This window comes from Serratia sp. CY37869 (assembly GCF_052168895.1).
Lineage (GTDB): Bacteria > Pseudomonadota > Gammaproteobacteria > Enterobacterales > Enterobacteriaceae > Serratia > Serratia ureilytica.
This window is the reverse complement of record NZ_JBJNLU010000001.1, coordinates 354,815-376,185: the sequence shown is the minus strand read 5'-3', so window position 1 is coordinate 376,185 and position 21,371 is coordinate 354,815. Positions and strand designations below refer to the sequence as shown.

Sequence of the window (21,371 nt, the reverse complement as noted above, 5' to 3'; positions counted from 1 at the left end):
GAAAAAACAGCCGAACGGATAGCAATAAATCATGCAGTTAGCGATGTAAAGGACAAATTCCGCGCATAAAAACGGGCAGGCGCGCAAGCGGCCTGCCCCGGTGAAACGGCGCGAGGATGATGAAATTAAATCATCTGGCTGAAGTTCATCTGCGCCATCAGCTTATAGTTATCGGCGTAGTCGACCGGAATGGCCACCACCACCGGCCCCTGGATCTCCATCGCCTTGCGCAGCATCGGCCGCAGATCTTCCACCGACTGCACGGCGAAACCGACCGCGCCGCAGGATTCCGCGTAGGCCTTGAAGTCGATCGGCCCGAACTCCACGCCGGATTTGCGCTGGTATTTGTTCACTTCCTGCATTTCCACCATGTTGTAAGCGTTATCGACCCAGATCACGTGCACGATGTTGTTTTTCAGCCGCACCGCGGTCTCCAGCTCCATGCTCGACTGCATGAAGCCGCCGTCGCCGGAGATTGACACCACCTTATCGCCGGGGCGCACCAGCGCCGCGCCAATGGCCCACGGCAGCGCTACCCCCATGGTTTGCTGGCCGTTGGAGATCAACAGCTGGCGAGCGCGGAAGCTGTAAAGATAGCGGGCTATCCAGATGTGGAAACTGCCCATGTCCACGCACAGCGTCACGTCGTCGCTGACGATGTCCTGCAGCTCCTTGACGATACGCAACGGATGGATCGGCATGCCGCCGCGGCGCGCGGCGCGTTCCGCCAATTCGGCGCGCTGGCGGCCGAGATCGGTCAGGATCAGTTCCACCTCCGCCGGGACGCAGACCGCCTCATTGAACGCTTCGGTCATCATGTTCAGCGTGGCGCTGATGTTGCCCACCAGCTCGACGTCCGGCCGATAGCAGGTATCGATGTCCGCCGGCAGCACGTCGATATGCACCAGCTTCAGCCGCCCGTGGCTGTTCCACATGCACGGATCGTATTCGATCGGATCGTAGCCGACGCTGACCACCAGATCGGCCTTTTGCAACAGCTGATCGGCCGGCTGGTTGTTGAACAGGCCGACGCGGCCGGCGAAGCGGGCAAAGTGATTGACGTCAATCACCCCCGCCGCCTGATAGGTGCCGACCACCGGCATATGGGTGCGGTACAGCAGATGGCGCACCGCCTCGCTGTTCTCCGGCCGGCTGGCCTGCAAGCCCAGCAGCAGCACCGGGCATTTGGCCTGGCGGATCAGTTTCACCGCCGCCTGAATGTCGTCCGCCGCCGCGGCCCCCATGCGCGGCAAGCGGCAGCCCGCCAGCACCGGCGCCGTGACCGGCTCATTGACGATATCCATCGGCAGGCTGACGAACGACGCCCCCGGCCGGCCGAACTCGGCGCGGCGGAAGGCGTTGGCGATCACCTCGGAAATCGCCGAACCGGCATGCACTTCGGCGCAGTACTTGGTCACCGGCCGGAACATGCTGACGGTATCCATGCTCTGGTGCGTCTGCTTCAGGCTGTCGGCGCGCTTCACCGCGCCGCCGAAGGCCACCACCGCATCCCCTTCCGAGGTGGCGGTCGCCAGCCCGGTGATCAGGTTGGAGCTGCCCGGCCCGGAGGTGACCAGCGCCACCCCCGCCTTGCCGGTCAGGCGGCCGACCGCCGCCGCCATAAAGGCCGCGTTGGCCTCATGGCGCACCACTACCGTTTCGATCGACGGCGCATCTTCCAGCGAATCGAACACCCGGTCGATCTTGGCGCCCGGAATGCCGAAAACGTGTTTGACGCCCTGCGCTTCCAGGTTTTTCACCACCAAGTCGGCGCCGCATTGCCAGTCATTGCCTGTTTTTTCCTGTGCCATGGTTCCACCTCCTAAGAAAACGATCGCCGGGATTAGCCCTCGGCGGAACGAATCGCGCGATCCAAATCCTCTGGACAGAGGTTGGCGCGCAAGAAATCCGCATCATGCGGCAACTGAAGATTGAGACGGGTGATGACGCCGAACTGCAGGCGGCCATGATCGAGCTGGTAATCCAGCACGTGGCCGCCGCCGCTGCGGTCGTCGGTAACGAAGTGTTCGTGATAGCCGGCCACGCCGATGCCCTGCATGTAATCGGGCGAGCGGAAGCCGACCAGCGTGCCGCGCCGCTGATGGAACGAGAAGGTCGGCTGCTCTTCTATCGCTTCCAGCATTGGGCGGTAAGGCCGCTCCTGGCGCGGCACGGTGCGGGTTTCGACATGGCTGAACTCACCGTCGACCCGCACCGCGCAGAACAGGTTCGGCGAGGCGACCTGTTCATCGATGCATTGGTGCAGTTGCGCCTTGGTGATCGGCCGATCGAATTGCTGGCTGACGCTGGGCTGGAAAAAGGTGACGACGGCGAAAGGGGTTTTCTGTTGCAAACAGGCCGGGCGGGCGCTGCCGTCGGCGCGCAGCTGGTGTATTTCCTGATCGAACGCGATCAGTTCGCCATCCAGATGATTGAAGGTGCCGAGGCCGAAATCGCCGTGTTTCAGCAATTCGGCGATGGTGGTCTCCCCTTCATAAACCCCGTCGATGAGCGCGCTCATCAGCGAGATTTGATAGATTTCGCCCTCCCCGGCGTTGATCGACTGCCTGGCGAAACCCTGCGCCAGATGGCGCGCACAGGAACACCCGTGTTTTTCGTTCATGCTGACTCCTCCACCAGCGCGGAACTGCGGTTCCACGCGTTCAAAAGACCCGCCGACGGCGAGCCAAGATGCCCCTCAGGCGCGTTCATCAGTTGGAACGATTCAGCCTGAGGCGACAAAAAAACCGGCACGGCTGGCCGGCCGATATCCAGAAACAACAGGAAGATAAGTGAAAGTAAAGACTCACTAATCATTGAGGTTGAGTCGGATATCAAATTGAACGGTTAATCTGGTGTTGGAGCGACAATCAACGCCACAGGCGGCTGACGCAGCCTGGGAAAAACATCTGCTATTTGGTGCTAAACGCCGCGAGGTTTATGCGTTTTCTCTCTATGCGGCCGGGATGCGGCGGCGCTGAAGCCCGTCGTCAACCCGCAATCAGAGTAGCCGCAGCATCGCCAACAGAGAAGCGGGTATTCATAAGAAACGCTTTTGCATATAATGCAAAAATGAATGACGCCCGCTATGTAGAACATCTGCCAATCTTTCTCGACGTGGCCCGCCTGGGCAGCTTTTCCGCCGCCGCACGCCAGCTGGGTATGGTGCCTTCTTCGCTGGTGCGCCATATCGATGCGCTGGAAAGCGCGCTCGGCGCGACGCTGTTCGTACGCTCCACCCGCGGCCTGTTGCTGACCGACGCCGGCGAGCTGCTGCTGGCACGCGCCGCCGCGCTGATGACGGACATTACCGGCATTCGCGCCGAGCTGAACGCGCTGAACGAAACGCCGCAGGGCACGCTGCGCATCAGCTGCCTGCCGACCTTCGGCAAAACCTATGTGCTGCCGCTGCTGCCGACGCTGGCGGAACGCTACCCTCAGCTGTGGGTCGATCTCGATCTGACCGAACGCCAGACCGATCCGACCCAGGAACGGCTGGACGCCGCCATCCGCATCGGCGAGCAGAAGGACAGCGCGCTGTACGCCAGCCGCATCGCCACCCAACGCTGGGTGATGTGCGCCAGCCCCGGCTACGTCGCCCGCTATGGCCTGCCGAGCGATCTGGAGGCGCTGCCGCAGCACCGGCTGATCGCCCGCTACCACAAACAACAGCCGGCCTGCTGGGCGCAGATCCTCGACGCGGCGTTGATGAACCGCTGCACCATGGCGCTGCGCTGCGACGACTTCACCGCGCAGCGCCAGGCGGCGCTGCTCGGCCTCGGCATCGCCTTCCTGCCCAACTGGGTGGTGGGGCCGGACGTGCAGAATGGGCAACTGGTTCAGATGCTCGAAGATCCGCGCCATGAGCAGCAAGGCATCTATCTGCTGCGCCCGATGGCGAAGGTGTCCGCCCGGCTGGCGGCCTTCACCGCCCTGCTGCAGCAAACCCTCGGTCAGCCGCCCAGTTGGGGGTAAAGCGGTGTCACCCGGTTGTGCAGCGCCGGATTGTCGCTCTCGTCCTTCAGCTCGATGCCGCTCAGCCGCCGCTGGAACGCCTGCTCCAGCAGCCAGGCCAGGCGGAACGCCGCCTGCGGGTAATCCAGCCCCTCCGGCCGCACGTTGGAGATGCAGTTACGCTCGGCGTCCGTTCTGCGCGCATTCGGCTCCCAGGTTAAATAAATGCCCAGGCTGTCCGGCGACGACAGCCCCGGCCGTTCGCCGATCAGCACCGCCACCGCCCGGGCCTGCAGGCACTCGCCGATCTCATCCCCCAGCGCCACTCGCGCCTGATGCGCCAACACCACCGGCGCGATCGCCAGCCCCAACGTATCGAGATAGGGCCGCAGCGCCTGCAGCAGCGGCAATGCCTGGCGGTGCACCGCCTTGGAGGAGAGGCCATCCGCCACCACCAGCAGCAGATCGGTCCGGCGCGGCGGCACGCCGAGCAGCAGGCGGCGGCTGTCCAGCGCCAATCGCCGCCCCAGATCCGGACGGCGCAGATAGGCGGCGCGGTCAACGGCCTGGCTGTGCACCGCCAGCGTGGGCCAACCGGCATCGTGCAGATCCGCCGCCAGCCGTTCGCTCTCGAATGGCTGATGCACCGCGTCGCGCGCCTGGGCATGGGCCAGGCCGAAGCGCAGCAGCTCGTCGGTCGGCAGACTGGCGCCGGTGCGCCCCAGCGCGATGCGCGCATCGGTAAAGGCGCGCAGCGCGTCCCAACTGTTGACGTGAACCGGTTTGCTCATGTCCGTTCTCCCTGCAGCGCCAGCAACAGCGGGTGATTGGCGGCGGCGTCGCGCAGCCGTCCGCGTTCATCGGTGATGTTCATCGCCGCCAGCCAGGCGGCGAACTCCGGCGCGTGCTTCAGCCCCAGCAGCTCGCGGATATAGAGCGCGTCGTGGAACGAGGTGCTTTGGTAATTGAGCATGATATCGTCCGCGCCCGGCACGCCGATCAGGAACGTCAGCCCGGCGGCGGCCAACAGCGTCAGCAGCGTGTCCATATCATCCTGATCGGCCTCTGCATGGTTGGTGTAGCAGACATCGCAGCCCAGCGGCAGGCCGAGCAGCTTGCCGCAGAAGTGATCCTCCAGCCCGGCGCGGATAATTTGTTTGCCGTCATACAGGTATTCAGGGCCGATAAACCCCACCACGGTGTTGATCAGCAGCGGTGAGAAATGCCGCGCCACCGCATAGGCGCGCGCCTCGCAGGTCTGCTGATCGACGCCGTGATGCGCGTTAGCCGACAGGCAACTGCCCTGCCCGGTTTCGAAGTACATCACGTTATCGCCCAACGTGCCGCGCTTGAGGCTCAGCGCCGCCTGCTGCGCCTCCGCCAGCAGCGCCAGACTGATGCCGAAACCGCGATTGGCCGCTTCGGTACCGGCGATCGACTGAAACACCAGATCCACCGGCGCGCCGCGCTCCATCAGCCGCAGCGTGTTGGTCACGTGGGTCAGCACGCAGGATTGGGTGGGTATGGCGAAGCGCTGGATCACGTCGTCCAGCATGTAGTTGAGTTTTTCCAGCAGCGGCAGGCTGTCGCTGGCCGGATTGATGCCGACCACCGCGTCGCCGCTGCCGTACAGCAAACCGTCCAGCATGCTGGCGGCGATGCCTTGCAGGCTGTCGGTCGGGTGATTGGGCTGCAGCCGCACGCTGAGGTGGCCCGGCAGGCCAATCGTATTGCGAAAGCGCGTCACCACCCGGCATTTCTTCGCCACCAGGATCAGATCCTGATTGCGCATGATCTTGCTTACCGCCGCCGCCATCTCCGGCGTAATGCCGGCGGCCACCTGCGCCAGCATGGCGCTGTCCGCCTGCTCGCTCAGCAACCAGTCGCGAAAATCGCCGATCGTGAGGTGCGAGATGGGCTCAAAGGCGGCGGCGTCGTGGCTATCGATGATCAGGCGCGTCACCTCGTCCTGCTCGTACGGCACCAGCGGCTGCTGCAGGAACGCCTTGAGCGGCACATCCGCCAGCGCGATGCGCGCCGCCATGCGCTCTTCGGCGCTTTCCGCCGCCACCTCCGCCAGATAATCGCCGGAACGCGCCGGCGAAGCTTTCGCCATCAGCTGGCGCAGGCCGCCGAAGCGATAGCCGCGTTGGCCCAACGTTGCCTGATACATAGCCCCCCTCCCTTGCCCTGAGTGACGAGATAAAAGCCCTGCACCAAGTGTAGTCAGTGAAGCAAGAAAATTAATTTGCCTGCTATCGCCGCCATCGCGCATCCCCCCATTTCACCCGCCGCCGCTTCGGGTTACAGTAGCCGCGAAAACAGGAGGGGTGATGGATCCGCAACGGCAAATTATCGACTGGCTGCAACAAGATAGCGCGCGCATGGCCGCCCTGCGCACCGTGCGCCGGCTCGGCCTGAATGACTGGTGCCTCGGCGCCGGCTTTGTGCGCAACCTGGTGTGGGATCGGCGCCACGGCTATGTGGAGCCCACGCAGCTCAACGATATCGACGTGATCCACTTCGATGCAGAGCGGGCGGACGCCGAACGCGATCGCATGCTGGAGGCGCGGCTGCAGCAGTGGCTGCCGCAGCCGTGGTCGGTCAAGAACCAGGCGCGCATGCACCTGCGCAGCGGCCGCGCGCCCTACCGCAACAGCGAAGAGGCCATCAGCTTCTGGACCGAAGTGGAAACGGCGATCGGCGCGCGCCTGAACGCCGACGACAGCATCACGCTGGTCGCCCCTTTCGGGCTCGCGGCGCTGTTCAACGACACCATTACCTTCAACGTGAAAAATGGCGATCGCACGGCCTATGCCCAGCGCGTGGTCGACAAAGGCTGGCTGCTGCGCTGGCCGCGTCTGCAGCAGGTAAAGATTTAGCCGCCGCTGCCGATACCTTGAAAAGCGAGATCCAGACTCAGGGAGAGCAACCATGTCGACCACCATCACCATGATCGTACCGATCAAGAATACCGTCCCCGGCGTCAGCAACGTCTTCAGCGCGCCGGGCCATCAGGGCGAATTACTGATGGCCAAACCGGTCAACAACCAGCCGCAAGGCGGCAAGATGGAGAAAAACGAACGCGCCAACGGCAATGACGAACCGGTTAATCTCAATGAAAGCCGCGCTTCGGCGCGTATCAAGGCGCTGAACCGGCAGATTCAGGCGCTGCAGCAAAAGCTGGTGGAACTGAAGGATTCCGACGCCGATCCCAAAGAGATCGAAAAGCAGAAACAGCTGATCGAAGCGCAGATCAAGATGTTGCAGGCCGAGATCGCGCGCATCCAGAAAGAAGAAATGGAAAAGCAGCAGCAGGAGCAAATGGAAAAAGCCGCGGCGAAATCCGGCGACGGCGTAAACCGCCCAACGCCGCTCAACGCGGTGGACGTCTATATCTGAGTCAATATGCCGCGTTTTCCCGCCGGCGCTGTTGCAGCAGCGCCGCCTGCTGACGCGCCACCTGCCAGATGGCCTCCGCCGCCGGCGTCAGTGAGCGGTTCTTGCGCCGCACCAGCATCAGCGCGCGGTTAATTTCCGGCACCAGCCGCCGCACCCGGAGCCGCCCCCCTTCCGGCAACGGCAGCGCCAACGCCGGGAAAATGCTGATGCCAATCCCCTCCGCCACCATCGGGAACAGCGTGGCCGGATGGCCGATTTCCTGCACCACCTGTGCCTCCACGCCCTGCTGTCTCAGCGCACTGTCGATCAGCGGCCGGCTGCCCGACGCATAATCCTGCAACACCAGGCGGCAACCGTTCAACGCCGACCAACGCACCGCCTGCTGCGCAGCGAACGGATGATCGTCGCGGCACAGCAACAGGAAAGGTTCATGCAGCACCGCTTCGCACTCCAGATCCACCGCCTGTACCGGATCGACCACGATGCCGAAATCCACCTCGGCGTTGCGCACGCTGTGCAGCACCTGCTGCTGCGCCTGATCGCGCAGCATGATGCGGATCTCCGGGTATTCACGCTCGCCGGCGGCGATGCACTGCGGCATCAGATGGGCGGAAATGGTTTGGCTCGTCGCCACCCGCACCGTGCCGCTGCGCTGTACGCCAAAGCTGCGCGCATCCAGCAAAGCGGCCTGCAGTTCGTCCAGCAGCCGCTCGACCCGGTTGGCCAACCGCAGACCGGCGTCGGTCAACACCACTTCACGCGTGGTGCGATCCAGCAGCCGCACGCCGACCTCCGCTTCCAGCTCTTTCACGCTGTGGCTGACCGCCGATTGCGTCAGGCCGATCGCCTCACCGGCGCGGCTGAAGCTGCCGTGGCGGGCGATGGCGACGAACACCCGCAGCTGTTTGAGTGAGTAATTCATGTGTTTTATTCATATATGAATTAAATAAATCAATTTAATTATTATATGTCCGCGCGGGAGAATAGCCCTATCGATTTTCGACCCTGAGCGCACCGCCATGAGATTTCTGCCCGATCGTTTTACCCTGACGCTGATCGCTACCGTGCTGCTGGCGTCGTTCCTGCCGGCGCGCGGCGAGTTCGTCGGCTGGCTCAACGCCCTGACCATCGCCGCCATCGCCCTGCTGTTCTTCATGCACGGCGCCAAGCTGTCGCGCGAGGCCATCCTGGCCGGCAGCAACAACTGGCGGCTGCATCTGTGGGTGATGTGCAGCACCTTCATCATTTTTCCGGCGCTGGGCGTGCTGTTTGCCTGGTGGGCGCCGATCGACGTCAGCCCCGAGCTGTACGCCGGTTTCATCTACCTGTGCATCCTGCCGGCCACCGTGCAATCGGCCATCGCCTTCACCTCGCTGGCGGGCGGCAACGTCGCGGCGGCGGTATGCAGCGCTTCCGCCTCCAGCCTGCTCGGGATCTTCGTGTCGCCGCTGTTGGTCGGCTTGTTGATGAATGTGCACGGCGATACCGGCGGCCTGCGGCAGGTCGGTTCGATCGTGCTGCAGCTGCTGGTGCCGTTCGTCGCCGGTCACCTGCTGCGGCCGCTGATCGGCGGCTGGATCGAACACCATCGGCCGCTTATCGGTAAAACCGATCAGACTTCAATTCTGCTGGTGGTGTACGCCGCCTTCAGCGAGGCGGTGACGCACGGCATCTGGCATCAGGTAGGGATGGGCTCACTGGCGTTTATCGTCGGCGGCAGCATCGTGCTGCTGGCGATCGTGCTGGTGGTGAACACTTACATGGCGCGCTGGCTGGGGTTCAGCAAAGCGGACGAGATCACCATCGTATTCTGCGGTTCGAAGAAGAGCCTGGCGAACGGCATTCCGATGGCCAATATCCTGTTCCCGGCGGCGACGGTGGGGATCATGGTGCTGCCGCTGATGGTGTTCCATCAGGTGCAGCTGATGACCTGTGCGGTATTGGCGAAAAGGTATCAGCGCAAGCAGCGGGCGCAACAGGCGGTGCCCAACGCGCAGGCGTCGCGCGGGTAAAAAAAAGACGGGCCAAGGCCCGTCAGTTCAGCTTTTCTTCAGCGGCTTGACCAGGTGGTCAAGCCCTTCGATTTTAATCGCCAGCGTCATCTCCATCAGCATGCCGAGCTTGCCTTTGGGGAATTCACCCTTGCGGGCGAACCACAGCAGGTACTCTTCGGGCAGATCGATCAGCACCCGCCCCTGGTACTTGCCGAACGGCATCACGGTATTGGCGATCTCCAGCAGGTTTTCTTTTTCCATCACTCACCCAGCAGGCGGATCATCTCCGCTTCGTCGATCACGGCGATACCCAGCTCCTGAGCCTTCGCCAGCTTGGAGCCGGCCGCCTCGCCGGCGATCACCAGATCGGTTTTCTTCGACACGCTGCCGCTGACCTTGGCGCCCAGCGCCGTCAGGCGATCTTTGGCCTCGTCGCGCGACAGCTGGCTCAGCGAGCCGGTCAGCACCACGGTTTTGCCGGCGAACGGGCTGTCTATCTCTTCCGCCGCCACCACCACCGGCGCCGGCCAGTGGATGCCGATTTCGGCGCCCACCAACTCGTTGATCACCTGCTGATTGAGCGCTTCATCGAGGAAGTTGCGCGTGTGTTTGGCCACCACTTCGCCGACGTCCGGCACCTCTTTCAGCGCCTCGATGTCGGCGGCGAACAGCTTCTCGAGCGATCCGAAATGCGCCGCGAGGTTGGCGGCGGTCGCTTCGCCGACCTCGCGAATGCCGAGCGCATACAGGAAGCGAGCGAAGGTGGTCTGCTTGGATTTCTCCAGCGCATTAACCAGATTCTGCGCCGATTTCGGCCCCATGCGATCCAGGCCGGTCAGAATGCCGGCGGACAGCCGGAACAGATCGGCCGGGTTCTTCACGTACTCCTTGTCCACCAGCTGCTCGATGATCTTGTCGCCCATGCCTTCAACGTCCAGCGCGCGGCGGGAAACGAAATGCTTCAACGCCTCTTTGCGCTGCGCGCCGCAGATAAGACCGCCGGTGCAACGCGCCACGGCCTCGCCTTCCACGCGCTCAACGTCGGAACCGCACACCGGGCAGTGCAGCGGGAACACCACTTCGCGCGCATCCTGCGGCCGACGGTCTTCCAGCACGCCCACCACCTGCGGGATCACGTCGCCGGCGCGGCGCACGATCACCGTATCGCCGATGCGCAGCCCCAACCGCTCAATTTCATCGGCGTTGTGCAAGGTGGCGTTGCTGACGGTCACCCCGGCCACCAGCACCGGCTCAAGGCGCGCCACCGGCGTAATCGCGCCGGTGCGGCCAACCTGAAACTCCACTTCGCGCACCACGGTGATCTGCTCCTGCGCCGGGAATTTGAACGCCGTCGCCCAGCGCGGCGCACGTGCCACGAAGCCCAGCGTTTCCTGCAGATCGATGTCGTCAATCTTGATCACCACGCCGTCGATGTCAAAACCGAGCTGTGCGCGGTCCCGCTCGACCTGGCGATAGAACGCCAGCACTTCCTCGCTGCCGGTGCGGCGCTGGGCGCGATCGCTGACCGGCAGGCCCCAGGCCTTGAACTGCATCAGGCGTTCAAAGTGGCTGCGCGGCAGCTCGCCGCCTTCCAGCAGCCCGACGCCATAGCAAAAGAAGGTCAGCGGACGTTTGGCGGTAATGCGCGGATCGAGCTGGCGCAGCGAACCGGCGGCGGCGTTGCGCGGATTGGCGAACACCTTGCCGTCTTTGCGCCGCGCCTCTTCGTTCATCTGTTCAAACCCGGCCTGCGGCATGAACACTTCGCCGCGCACTTCCAGCCGGCGCGGGATGTTGTCGCCGGTCAGGCGCAGCGGGATGGCGCGAATGGTGCGCACGTTGGAGGTGATGTTCTCGCCGGTGGTGCCGTCGCCGCGCGTCGCCGCACGCACCAGCTCGCCGTCTTCGTACAGCAGGCTGACCGCCAGGCCGTCCAGCTTCAGCTCGCAGCAGAAGGTCAACGGATCGCTGCTCTTGAGCCTGTCCTGCACGCGCTTGTAAAACGCCAGGAAGCTCTCTTCGTCGAACACGTTGTCCAGCGACAGCATCGGCACTTCGTGACGCACCTGGTCAAACGCCGCCAGCGGCGCCGCGCCCACGCGCTGGGTCGGCGAATCGGCGGTGATCAGCTCCGGATGCGCGCTCTCGAGCTCGCGCAGCTCGCGCATCAGGCGGTCATATTCCGCATCCGGCACTTCGGGCGCATCCAGCACATGATACTGGTATTCATGATGGCGCAATGTGGCTCGTAGTTGATTGATTTGTTGGATTATCGATTCCATGGCTCACCATCAAAGATAAAAAACCCCCGGCTAGCGGGGGCTTTGTTGTTACGGATGTTCAGTGCGCGCGGCAACCCGGTCAGGCGTTGTTTTCCAACACTTCACGGATACGCGCTTTGTAGGTTTCCAGCTTCTGCGGCGTCATCATGCGGCGCTCGTCGTCCAGCACCACACCGCCCACGTCGTCGGCGATGCGCTGCGCCGACTGCAGCATCAGCTTGAAGTTCTGATTGGCGTCGCCGTAAGACGGCACCATCATGAACATCGACACGCCCGGCGTGGAGAAATCGGACATCATGTCAGGATCGAACGACCCCGGCTTGACCATGTTCGCCAGGCTGAACAGCACCGGGCCACTGCCGGCCGGGCTGATATGGCGGTGGAAGATGCCCATCTCGCCAAACTGGAAGCCCGCCTGCAACACGCTCTGCAGCAGCACTTCGCCGCCGATCACGCCGCCCTGATGGGCCGCGACGTGCAGCACCAGCACGGTCTCTTTCAGTTTAGCCTGTACTGGCGCAGCGGCCGGCTGTTGCGGCTGCGGTGCAGGTTCCGACGCAGGCTTCACTTCCGGCGCTTGCTGCACCGGGGCGGGTTCGGCGTGGAATGCCGGTTCCGCCGCCAGCGGCGCCTCATGTTCATGCGGCAGATCGTCAACGCGCGGCTCGCGGCGCACGGCCGGTTGCGGTTGCTGCGGCTCGGCCGGTTTTTCGTCCGGCGCGTAGTTGTTCAGCAGGATGTCATCGTACTCCGGCCGCTGAGACAGCGGAGGCGGCGTCTGATGGGCAGCCGGCTGAACGGCGCGGGGCGCAGGCGCAGCCGCCGGAGCGGGCTTCGGCGCGGCCACGGGTTCTTCGCGTGCGGCATCGAAATGGCCGAATGACGGCTCGTCTTGCGGGTGAGCGGCGCGTACGCGCACCTCACCGACGCCTTCTTCGAGATCGTCGATCGGAGTTTGTTCACGTTCCTTTTGGGAACGTTTGGCTGGGCGATCGCGGAAGAGCGCTGACCGTTCTTTGCGACTGGTCCACAGACCGTGCAATAACAGCGCTATTATGGCGATCGCGCCAACAACGATTAATATCAGACGCAAATCCTGCATCATTGCTATCTCTGTTGTTCCAATACATTGCCACCGCGGCAAACATTCACTCTTTAACTCTATTTGCCCGCGCACACAAGTGCAAGTCCGTGCTGAACTTTATGCCAATAAAGATGATTATACTGCCTTTTTCTGCTGGTTTTTCAGCCAACCCTACCCTAGCCAGTGGAAAATCATCCCTATATGATAATGATGCCTGTTCAGACAACGAGATAACTTAAGATATGTCCTATACGCAGCCCCCTTCCCGTTCCACCAGCGGCATTCATTATTTCGCCGAAGGCTGGCGCCTGATTTCGCGCCCGGGGATTAAACGCTATGTGGTCCTGCCGTTGCTGGTCAACGTGCTGCTGATGGGCTCCGCTTTCTGGTGGCTGTTCAGCCGCCTCGGCGACTGGATCCCGGCGATGATGAGCCACGTTCCCGATTGGCTGCAATGGTTGAGCTACCTGCTGTGGCCGCTGGCGGTCATTTCGGTGCTGCTGGTGTTCAGCTATCTGTTCAGCACCCTCACCAACCTGATCGCCGCCCCGTTTTGCGGCCTGCTGGCCGAACAGCTCGAAGGCAGCCTGACCGGCAAACCGCTGCCGGACACCGGCCTGCTCGGCATCGCCAAAGACCTGCCGCGCATCATGGCGCGCGAATGGCGCAAGCTGATGTATTACCTGCCGCGCGCGCTGCTGCTGCTGGCGCTGTACTTCGTGCCCGGCATCGGCCAGACGGTGGCGCCGGTGCTGTGGTTCCTGTTCAGCGCCTGGATGCTGGCGATCCAGTATTGCGACTATCCGTTCGACAACCACAAGGTGAGCTTTGCCGACATGCGCCGCGCTTTGCGCCAGCACAAAACCGACAACCTGCAGTTCGGCGCGCTGGTCAGCCTGTTCACCATGATCCCGATCCTCAACCTGGTGATCCTGCCGGTCGCCGTCTGCGGCGCCACCGCGATGTGGGTCGATCGCTACCGCTCGCAATTCGTCCGATAACCGCCGTTTTTTGCCGCCGACAGCGCGGAAATTTTCGACAGGGCGCGCATTTCGCGCCCTTATCATTGTGCTTAAAACTTATTTCCTAATAACATATAGATATACCAATTCTTTACTTCCCTGCCGGTACTGTTAGCGTATGCTTTCGATGTTCCCCACATTTTCATAGAGTTAAAGGACGGGCTATGAGCAAGATATATGAAGACAACTCATTAACAATCGGCCATACGCCGCTGGTTCGTCTGAACCGTATCGGCAACGGACGCATTCTGGCCAAGGTTGAATCACGCAACCCGAGCTTCAGCGTCAAATGCCGCATCGGTGCCAATATGATTTGGGATGCGGAACAACGCGGCGTGCTGACCGCCGGCAAAGAACTGGTGGAGCCGACCAGCGGCAACACCGGCATCGCGCTGGCCTTCGTCGCCGCCGCGCGCGGTTACAAGCTGACGCTGACCATGCCGGAAACCATGAGCATCGAGCGCCGCAAGCTGCTCAAGGCGCTGGGCGCCAATCTGGTGCTGACCGAAGGGGCGAAAGGCATGAAAGGCGCCATCGCCAAAGCGGAAGAGATCGTCGCCACCGATCCAAACCGTTACCTGATCCTGCAACAGTTCAGCAACCCGGCCAACCCGGCCATCCATGAAAAAACCACCGGCCCGGAAATCTGGGAAGACACCGACGGGGAAGTCGACGTGTTCATCTCCGGCGTCGGCACCGGCGGCACGCTGACCGGCGTTAGCCGCTACATCAAAAACACCAAAGGCAAAGCCATCACCACCGTGGCGGTCGAGCCGACCGACTCGCCGGTCATCAGCCAGGCGCTGGCCGGTGAAGAGCTGAAGCCGGGCCCGCACAAAATTCAGGGCATCGGCGCCGGCTTCATTCCAGGCAACCTCGATCTGGACCTGGTGGATCGCGTCGAAAAAATCTCCAACGACGAAGCCATCAGCATGGCGCGCCGTCTGATGGACGAAGAAGGCATCCTGGCGGGCATCTCCTCCGGCGCAGCGGTCGCGGCGGCGGTAAAACTGGCCGAAGAACCGGCGTTCGCCGACAAGACCATTGTGGTTATCCTGCCCTCTTCCGGCGAACGTTATCTCAGCACCGCGCTGTTTGCCGATCTGTTCACCGAGCAGGAATTGCAGCAGTAATTCCGCCACTGCACAAATCGCTAAAAAAGCACCCTGTGGGGTGCTTTTTTGTGGACTGGATCAAACTTTATAGCAGTCCAAGATTGCTTTTGCCCGTCGCCTTTAGTATTTAACGGTGCATTATTTCGATGCGCAAAATTAATCACTCTCCGAGCCTGGTCGAGGCTGAATCGATTTACTCATCTGTCGCCGACGCGGCGAATCGGGCATAATGGGGAGCGGATTGGAACGACGTCTAAAGCCGAGTTTTTTGATCTGAAGTGCCTAACGCGTCGTTTTCTGTTGCATCAACGTTCGCCCCTGTCCATAGTCAGGCGCTATAACCAGACAAGTTAAAGTCAGGCCCCTGGGCTAAACTTTAACTCCACAACATTAATCCAATAAGTTGGGGAAACATCAATGTTCCAGCAAGAAGTTACTATTACCGCTCCGAATGGTCTGCATACTCGCCCTGCCGCTCAGTTCGTTAAAGAAGCCAAAGGCTTCACGTCTGACATCACCGTGACCTCCAACGGCAAAAGCGCCAGCGCTAAAAGCCTGTTCAAACTGCAAACTCTGGGGCTGACTCAAGGGACCGTAGTGACCATCTCCGCTGAAGGTGAAGACGAGCAGAAAGCCGTTGAGCACTTGGTAAAACTGATGGCAGAGCTTGAGTAATCGGCCCGTCTTTTTAGTTAACACCAGTCAAGAGTAAGGTAGGGTTATGATTTCAGGCATTTTAGTATCACCGGGCATCGCTTTTGGTAAGGCTCTCTTGCTGAAAGAAGACGACATTGTCATCAACCGGAAGAAAATCTCTGCTGATCAAGTAGAGCAGGAAGTCTCGCGTTTTCTGGCCGGCCGCGCGAAAGCGTCCGAACAGCTGGAAGCGATCAAGACCAAAGCTGGCGAAACCTTCGGCGAAGAGAAGGAAGCTATCTTCGAAGGCCACATCATGTTGCTGGAAGACGAAGAGCTTGAGCAGGAAATCATAGCCCTAATCAAAGACGATCTGGCCTCCGCAGACGCCGCCGCCTACACCGTGATCGAAGGCCAGGCGAAAGCGTTGGAAGAGCTGGACGACGAATACCTGAAAGAACGCGCCGCCGACGTGCGCGACATCGGCAAACGCCTGCTGCAGAACATTCTGGGCATGCCTATCGTCGATCTGGGCTCCATTCAGGATGAAGTGATCCTGGTGGCCACCGATCTGACCCCGTCCGAGACCGCGCAGCTGAACCTGGACAAAGTGCTGGGCTTCATTACCGATCTCGGCGGCCGCACCTCCCACACCTCTATCATGGCGCGCTCCCTGGAGCTACCGGCAATCGTCGGCACCAGCGACGTGACCAAGCAGGTGAAGAACGACGACTATCTGATTCTGGACGCGGTTAACAACCAGATTTACGTTAACCCGACCGCTGACGTTATCGATCAGCTGAAAGCCGCCCAGAACCAATACATCACCGAGAAAAACGATCTGGCCAAGCTGAAGGACCTGCCGGCGATTACGCTGGACGGCCATCAGGTTGAAGTCTGCGCCAACATCGGCACCGTGCGTGACGTCGCGGGTGCAGAGCGCAACGGCGCGGAAGGCGTCGGCCTGTATCGTACCGAATTCCTGTTCATGGACCGCGACTCGCTGCCAACCGAAGACGAGCAGTTCCAGGCTTATAAAGCCGTGGCGGAAGCCATGGGCTCGCAGGCGGTGATCGTCCGCACCATGGACATCGGCGGCGACAAAGACCTGCCGTACATGAACCTGCCGAAGGAAGAGAACCCGTTCCTCGGCTGGCGCGCCATCCGCATCGCGATGGACCGCCGTGAAATCCTGCACGCCCAGCTGCGCGCCATCCTGCGCGCCTCGGCGTTCGGCAAACTGCGCATCATGTTCCCGATGATCATCTCCGTGGAAGAAGTGCGCGATCTGAAAGGCGAAATCGAGACGCTGAAGGCGCAGCTGCGCGAAGAAGGCAAGGCGTTTGACGAGAGCATCGAAGTGGGCGTGATGGTGGAAACACCGGCTGCGGCGGTCATCGCTCACCACCTGGCGAAAGAAGTCGACTTCTTTAGTATTGGGACAAACGATCTAACCCAGTATACTCTGGCGGTAGATCGCGGCAACGAGCTGATTTCTCATCTCTATAACCCGATGTCCCCATCAGTGCTTGGCCTGATTAAACAGGTTATTGATGCATCTCACGCGGAAGGCAAGTGGACCGGCATGTGCGGCGAACTGGCTGGCGATGAGCGTGCTACACTGTTGTTATTGGGCATGGGGCTGGATGAGTTCAGCATGAGTGCGATTTCAATCCCGCGCATCAAGAAAATTATTCGCAACACGAATTTCGAAGATGTGAAGGCGTTGGCAGCGCAAGCCTTGGCACAGCCAACGGCACAAGACCTGATGAATTGCGTCAATAAATTCATCGAAGAAAAAACGCTCTGCTAAACTTCCACGACACTGGAACGCCGCCCAATTTAATGCTTAGGAGAAGATCATGGGTTTGTTCGATAAACTGAAATCTCTGGTTTCTGATGACAAGAAAGACACGGGCACTATCGAGATCGTCGCTCCCCTTTCTGGCGAAATCGTCAATATCGAAGATGTGCCGGACGTAGTGTTCGCTGAAAAAATCGTTGGCGACGGTATCGCCATCAAACCGGCCGGCAACAAAATGGTTGCTCCGGTTGACGGCACCATCGGCAAGATTTTCGAAACCAACCATGCATTCTCTATCGAATCCGACAGCGGCATTGAGCTGTTCGTCCACTTCGGCATCGATACCGTAGAACTGAAAGGCGAAGGCTTCAAACGCATCGCCGAAGAAGGTCAGCGCGTCAAGAAAGGTGACGTGGTTATCGAGTTCAACCTGCCTCTGCTGGAAGAGAAAGCCAAGTCTACCCTGACGCCGGTCGTTATCTCCAACATGGACGAGATCAAAGAGCTGATCAAACTGTCCGGCAGCGTGACCGTTGGCGAAACCCCGATCATCCGCATCAAGAAGTAATCGCGAATGAGCAAGAAAAACGGCGCCCTCGGCGCCGTTTTTTTATCCCCTTCGTCTTTCGAACCGCAGCGTTGTTGGCCGCACGTGCTCACCCCGGTCACTTACCGGAGTAAGCTCCCGGGGATTCCCCCGCTTGCCGCCTAGCTGCAATTCGAAATCCTTTGGGTATGCCGCGGATAATAGACGTTATCGGCGCAGGCAGTTTGAACATGGACAGCGCGCAACCTTCGGAGCGTACACACAGTACGTGACGAAGGCGAGCACTGCCCTAGTTCAAAATGGCAAGTAAGATAGTCTATTATTGCCAGCGCGGGATACGCAGAGTGATGATAAGCCCCTCTCTGTCGCCGTTGCGCGCCTCAACCTGGCCGCCGTGCGCCAATACCACCTTGCGGGTAATCGCCAGCCCCAGGCCGTAACCCTTGCCCGACTGCGCCGACTTCACGCGCACGAATGGATCGAAGATGCTCGACAGTTTCGACTCCTCCACGCCCGGCCCCTGATCGCTGACGGCGAGCTGGAACTGGTTGTCGATGCGCGACAGCGCTACCGTCACCCGCTGGCCCTGGCTGGAAAAGCGCAGCGCATTGCGCACGATGTTGTCCACCGCGCGCCGCATCAGCTCCGCATTGCCCTTGACGGTATACTCCACGTCCGACTCGGCCTGCAGCACAATCTCCACGCCGGGCACCTGCGCCTCGTAGCGCGCATCGCTCACCACCGCATCCACCAGGCCGTACAGATCGAAGTACTCCTCGTCCGGCAGGCTGCTGTGTTCGGTGCGCGACAGCGCCAGCAGCTCGCCGATCATTTTATCCAGCCGCCCCGACTCATGTTCGATGCGCTTGAGCGAGGTTTCGACGTTGCCGGCATTCTGCCGCGCCAGGCCGATCGCCAACTGCAGGCGCGCCAGCGGCGAACGCAGCTCGTGCGAGACATCGTGCAACAGCTGCTCGCGGGCGCTGACCAGCAGCTCCAAGCGTTCGGCCATGGTGTCAAAATCGCGCGCCACGTCGGACAGCTCGTCATGACGGCGCCGCATTTTCGGGAACAGCCGCACCGACAGATCGCCCTGCGCCACCCGATCCAGGCCGCCGCGCAGCTGACGCATCGGCCGGGTCAGGTTCCAGGCCAGCACGGCGCTGAACAGCAAACCGCCCAGCCCGCCGACCCACAACATCGGCGCAGGAATGTTGAAGAAATGGGAACGCCGCTCCGGCCGATACTCTTCCCGCAGCCCGCGCACGTTATAACTCAGCCAGTATCCCTGCCCTTCCCCGGTCTGCACCCAGGCGGAAATCGCTTTCGGCATCCGCCGCCCTTCAAACAGCGGTTCTTCCGGCGCGGGCGGCGGCGGTTGGGTCATCGGCGTTACCGACAGCAGACGCCTGTCGTCCTCGGGCCAGTCGCGCATCAGCGCTTCCAGCGCCGGCATGCCGCCGCTGCGCAATTGGGTGGCGGCGGAGGTCAGCTGCAGGCCGATCGCCCGCCGCGCCATGGCGTTCTCCGGCGGCACATAGCGATCGCCATAAAGAGAAAACGCCACCCACAGGGCCTGCGTCATGATGAGAAAAGTCAGCCAAAAGCCGAGCAAAATTTTCCAGAACAGTCTTCCGCGCATGTCAGGTTACCGGATGCGATAGCCGATGCTGCGCACCGTTTCGATGCTCAGCGTATTGCCAGCCAACGCGCTCAGCTTCTGGCGGATATTGCTGATATGCACATCCACGCTGCGGTCATAGGCTTCACGCGGGCGCCCCAGCCCCTTCTCGGACAATTCGTCCTTCGACACCACGCGGTCCGGCGCGCGCAGCAACAGCTCCAACAGATTGAATTCCGAAGCGGTCAGATCGAACGCCTTGCCGCGCCATTCGCTGCTGCGGGTTGAAGGGTTTAACGTCAGCTCGCCAACGCTGATGGCGGCCTCGTCGTCCGCTTCTTGCGGCCGTTCTTCGAAACGGCGCAGCACCGCGCGCAAACGCGCCACCAATTCGCGCGGATAGCAGGGTTTGGGCATGTAATCGTCGGCGCCCATCTCCAGACCAATCACCCGATCGATGTTGTCACCTTTGGCGGTCAGCATGATGATCGGCAGCCGGCTCTTTTTGCGCACGTCGCGCAGCACGTCGATGCCGCTCATATCCGGCAGCATGATGTCGAGGATCATCGCGGTATAGTCGCCCGACAGCGCGCCCTCTACCCCCGCCTTGCCGGTCAGCACCAGCTTGGCGTCGAAACCTTCGCCCGTCAGGTATTCGCTCAGCATGGTGCCAAGCTCCAGGTCATCGTCGACCAGTAAAATTTTCATGCCTTGCTCCTTCACCGATTTTCGTTATTTTCCCGCCAATTTCGCCGGTCCGCAGCCGGTTTTACTCAATCCTTACACATCGCTCTTGGCGTCTCGTCACCGTTATTGTGGCCGCTGCCGCGCGATTTCTCTACTTCAGTCATGGCATTGGCGCACGGGCAAGCGGCATCCGCCGCAAGTGGGGCTGCCGTCTGTCGAAAGGAAAGGAGGAAAGGTTTTCCCGACGGAACACACCGCCGGGAGGGCGCGCTCAGCCGAACACGCCGGTTGAAAGGTAGCGATCGCCGCGATCGCAGACGATCGCCACCACCACGCTGCCGGGGTGAGCCGCGGCGACGCGCAAGGCGCCGACCACCGCGCCACCGGAGCTGACGCCGCAGAAGATGCCTTCACGCTGCGCCAGCTGGCGCATGGTCTGCTCGGCATCGCCCTGTTCGATATCCAGCACCTGATCCACCAGCTCCGGGCGGAAAATACCCGGCAGGTAAGCGGGCGCCCAGCGGCGAATGCCGGGGATGCTGCTGCCCTCCGCCGGCTGCAGGCCGATGATCTGCACCTGCGGATTCTGGCTTTTCAGGTAACCGCCCACGCCGGTAATGGTGCCGGTGGTACCCATGCTGGAAACGAAATGCGTGATGCGCCCTTCGGTTTGGCGCCAAATCTCCGGGCCGGTGGTAGTGAAATGGGCGTAGGGATTGTCCAGGTTGTTGAACTGATCCAGTACCTTGCCCTGCCCCTGACGCTGCATCTCCAGCGCCAGATCGCGCGCCCCTTCCATGCCCTGCTCACGGCTGACCAGGATCAGCTCGGCGCCGTAGGCGCGCATCGCCGCCTGCCGCTCCAGGCTCATGTTCTCCGGCATCAGCAGCTTCAGCGTATAGCCTTTCAATGCAGCGATCATCGCCAGCGCAATGCCGGTGTTGCCGCTGGTGGCCTCAATCAGCACGTCGCCGGGCCTGATCTCACCGCGCAGCTCCGCCTGCTGGATCATCGCCAACGCAGCGCGATCCTTCACCGATCCCGCCGGATTGTTGCCTTCCAGTTTGACCCATACCTCGCTGCCCGCCTGGGCGGCCAGCCGTTGCAGTTTTACCAGCGGGGTATTCCCGATGCATTGTTCGAGCGTTGTCACGATCTTTGCCTGTGTGTTGGTGTGCGTAAAGTAAAAAGGCAACCCTGGGGTTGCCTTGAATAAAGGGCTG

Annotated in this window: 20 protein-coding genes; 9 read left to right on the top strand and 11 right to left on the bottom strand. The window is 61.5% G+C overall.

Annotation, left to right across the window (positions count from 1 at the left end; genetic code table 11):
- Positions 1–125: 125 nt before the first annotated feature.
- Positions 126–1,811, bottom strand: a complete 1,686-nt coding sequence (alsS, locus tag ACJ8J1_RS01885) for an acetolactate synthase AlsS (RefSeq protein ID WP_033643950.1) — start codon at positions 1,809–1,811, stop codon at positions 126–128.
- A gap of 32 nt (positions 1,812–1,843) precedes the next feature.
- Positions 1,844–2,623, bottom strand: coding sequence for an acetolactate decarboxylase (budA, locus tag ACJ8J1_RS01880; protein ID WP_442520314.1), 780 nt, complete (start codon positions 2,621–2,623; stop codon positions 1,844–1,846).
- Positions 2,624–3,072: 449 nt separating this feature from the next.
- Between budA and ACJ8J1_RS01875 the strand changes: the two genes are divergently transcribed.
- Complete coding sequence (locus ACJ8J1_RS01875; protein WP_033643953.1) at positions 3,073–3,975, top strand: LysR family transcriptional regulator; 903 nt, start codon at positions 3,073–3,075, stop codon at positions 3,973–3,975.
- Here ACJ8J1_RS01875 and eutC read toward each other — a convergent pair.
- Positions 3,954–4,745, bottom strand: a complete 792-nt coding sequence (eutC, locus tag ACJ8J1_RS01870) for an ethanolamine ammonia-lyase subunit EutC (protein ID WP_033643954.1) — start codon at positions 4,743–4,745, stop codon at positions 3,954–3,956. The genes ACJ8J1_RS01875 and eutC overlap by 22 nt on opposite strands.
- A complete protein-coding gene (locus tag ACJ8J1_RS01865; RefSeq protein WP_033643955.1) occupies positions 4,742–6,127 on the bottom strand; it encodes an ethanolamine ammonia-lyase subunit EutB in 1,386 nt (461 codons plus the stop codon). Before ACJ8J1_RS01865 ends, eutC begins: the two co-directional genes overlap by 4 nt.
- Positions 6,128–6,287: 160 nt before the next feature.
- Here ACJ8J1_RS01865 and ACJ8J1_RS01860 point away from each other — a divergent pair, with 160 nt between their 5' ends.
- The gene (locus ACJ8J1_RS01860; protein WP_033643956.1) at positions 6,288–6,836 is read left to right on the top strand and encodes a nucleotidyltransferase family protein; all 549 of its coding nucleotides are present in this window, start codon (positions 6,288–6,290) and stop codon (positions 6,834–6,836) included.
- 52 nt (positions 6,837–6,888) lie between these two features.
- Positions 6,889–7,356, top strand: coding sequence for a FlxA-like family protein (locus ACJ8J1_RS01855; protein WP_021505617.1), 468 nt, complete (start codon positions 6,889–6,891; stop codon positions 7,354–7,356).
- A 1-nt stretch (position 7,357) separates the two neighbouring features.
- Here the strand turns inward: ACJ8J1_RS01855 and ACJ8J1_RS01850 are convergent, their stop codons facing one another.
- Positions 7,358–8,278, bottom strand: a complete 921-nt coding sequence (locus ACJ8J1_RS01850; RefSeq protein ID WP_033643957.1) for a LysR family transcriptional regulator — start codon at positions 8,276–8,278, stop codon at positions 7,358–7,360.
- A 97-nt stretch (positions 8,279–8,375) separates the two neighbouring features.
- On the opposite strand from ACJ8J1_RS01850, the gene ACJ8J1_RS01845 reads away from it, so the two are divergent.
- Complete coding sequence (locus ACJ8J1_RS01845) at positions 8,376–9,368, top strand: bile acid:sodium symporter family protein (RefSeq protein WP_033643958.1); 993 nt, start codon at positions 8,376–8,378, stop codon at positions 9,366–9,368.
- 27 nt (positions 9,369–9,395) lie between these two features.
- On the opposite strand, the gene ACJ8J1_RS01840 is transcribed toward ACJ8J1_RS01845, so the two are convergent.
- The 3 genes from ACJ8J1_RS01840 to zipA form a co-directional block, all read right to left on the bottom strand.
- Entirely contained in the window at positions 9,396–9,611 is a 216-nt protein-coding gene (locus ACJ8J1_RS01840) for a DUF3820 family protein (RefSeq protein ID WP_004936441.1), read from the bottom strand.
- Positions 9,611–11,632, bottom strand: coding sequence for an NAD-dependent DNA ligase LigA (gene ligA, locus ACJ8J1_RS01835; protein ID WP_033643959.1), 2,022 nt, complete (start codon positions 11,630–11,632; stop codon positions 9,611–9,613). Before ligA ends, ACJ8J1_RS01840 begins: the two co-directional genes overlap by 1 nt.
- 79 nt (positions 11,633–11,711) lie before the next feature.
- The gene (zipA, locus tag ACJ8J1_RS01830) at positions 11,712–12,737 is read right to left on the bottom strand and encodes a cell division protein ZipA (RefSeq protein WP_033643960.1); all 1,026 of its coding nucleotides are present in this window, start codon (positions 12,735–12,737) and stop codon (positions 11,712–11,714) included.
- 221 nt (positions 12,738–12,958) lie between these two features.
- Between zipA and cysZ the strand changes: the two genes are divergently transcribed.
- The 5 genes from cysZ to crr all read left to right on the top strand — a co-directional run bounded on the left by cysZ (position 12,959) and on the right by crr (position 17,861).
- Entirely contained in the window at positions 12,959–13,717 is a 759-nt protein-coding gene (cysZ, locus tag ACJ8J1_RS01825) for a sulfate transporter CysZ (RefSeq protein ID WP_033643961.1), read from the top strand.
- Positions 13,718–13,902: 185 nt separating this feature from the next.
- On the top strand, positions 13,903–14,871 hold the full coding sequence (cysK, locus tag ACJ8J1_RS01820; protein WP_016926786.1) for a cysteine synthase A: 969 nt from the start codon (positions 13,903–13,905) through the stop codon (positions 14,869–14,871).
- Between the two features lie 399 nt (positions 14,872–15,270).
- Positions 15,271–15,528 carry a phosphocarrier protein Hpr gene (gene ptsH / locus ACJ8J1_RS01815; RefSeq protein ID WP_004936458.1) on the top strand — a complete coding sequence of 86 codons (258 nt, stop codon included), beginning with the start codon at positions 15,271–15,273 and terminating at the stop codon, positions 15,526–15,528.
- A gap of 46 nt (positions 15,529–15,574) precedes the next feature.
- A complete protein-coding gene (gene ptsI, locus ACJ8J1_RS01810; protein WP_004936461.1) occupies positions 15,575–17,302 on the top strand; it encodes a phosphoenolpyruvate-protein phosphotransferase PtsI in 1,728 nt (575 codons plus the stop codon).
- Between the two features lie 49 nt (positions 17,303–17,351).
- The gene (gene crr, locus ACJ8J1_RS01805) at positions 17,352–17,861 is read left to right on the top strand and encodes a PTS glucose transporter subunit IIA (protein ID WP_004936467.1); all 510 of its coding nucleotides are present in this window, start codon (positions 17,352–17,354) and stop codon (positions 17,859–17,861) included.
- Between the two features lie 298 nt (positions 17,862–18,159).
- Here the strand turns inward: crr and ACJ8J1_RS01800 are convergent, their stop codons facing one another.
- The 3 genes from ACJ8J1_RS01800 to cysM all read right to left on the bottom strand — a co-directional run bounded on the left by ACJ8J1_RS01800 (position 18,160) and on the right by cysM (position 21,301).
- The gene (locus tag ACJ8J1_RS01800; RefSeq protein WP_033643962.1) at positions 18,160–19,482 is read right to left on the bottom strand and encodes an ATP-binding protein; all 1,323 of its coding nucleotides are present in this window, start codon (positions 19,480–19,482) and stop codon (positions 18,160–18,162) included.
- A gap of 6 nt (positions 19,483–19,488) precedes the next feature.
- Positions 19,489–20,169 carry a response regulator transcription factor gene (locus ACJ8J1_RS01795; RefSeq protein WP_033643964.1) on the bottom strand — a complete coding sequence of 227 codons (681 nt, stop codon included), beginning with the start codon at positions 20,167–20,169 and terminating at the stop codon, positions 19,489–19,491.
- A 250-nt stretch (positions 20,170–20,419) separates the two neighbouring features.
- Positions 20,420–21,301: a cysteine synthase CysM gene (gene cysM / locus ACJ8J1_RS01790; RefSeq protein WP_033644334.1), complete on the bottom strand. Its 882-nt coding sequence runs from the start codon at positions 21,299–21,301 to the stop codon at positions 20,420–20,422.
- Between the last annotated feature and the right edge of the window lie 70 nt (positions 21,302–21,371).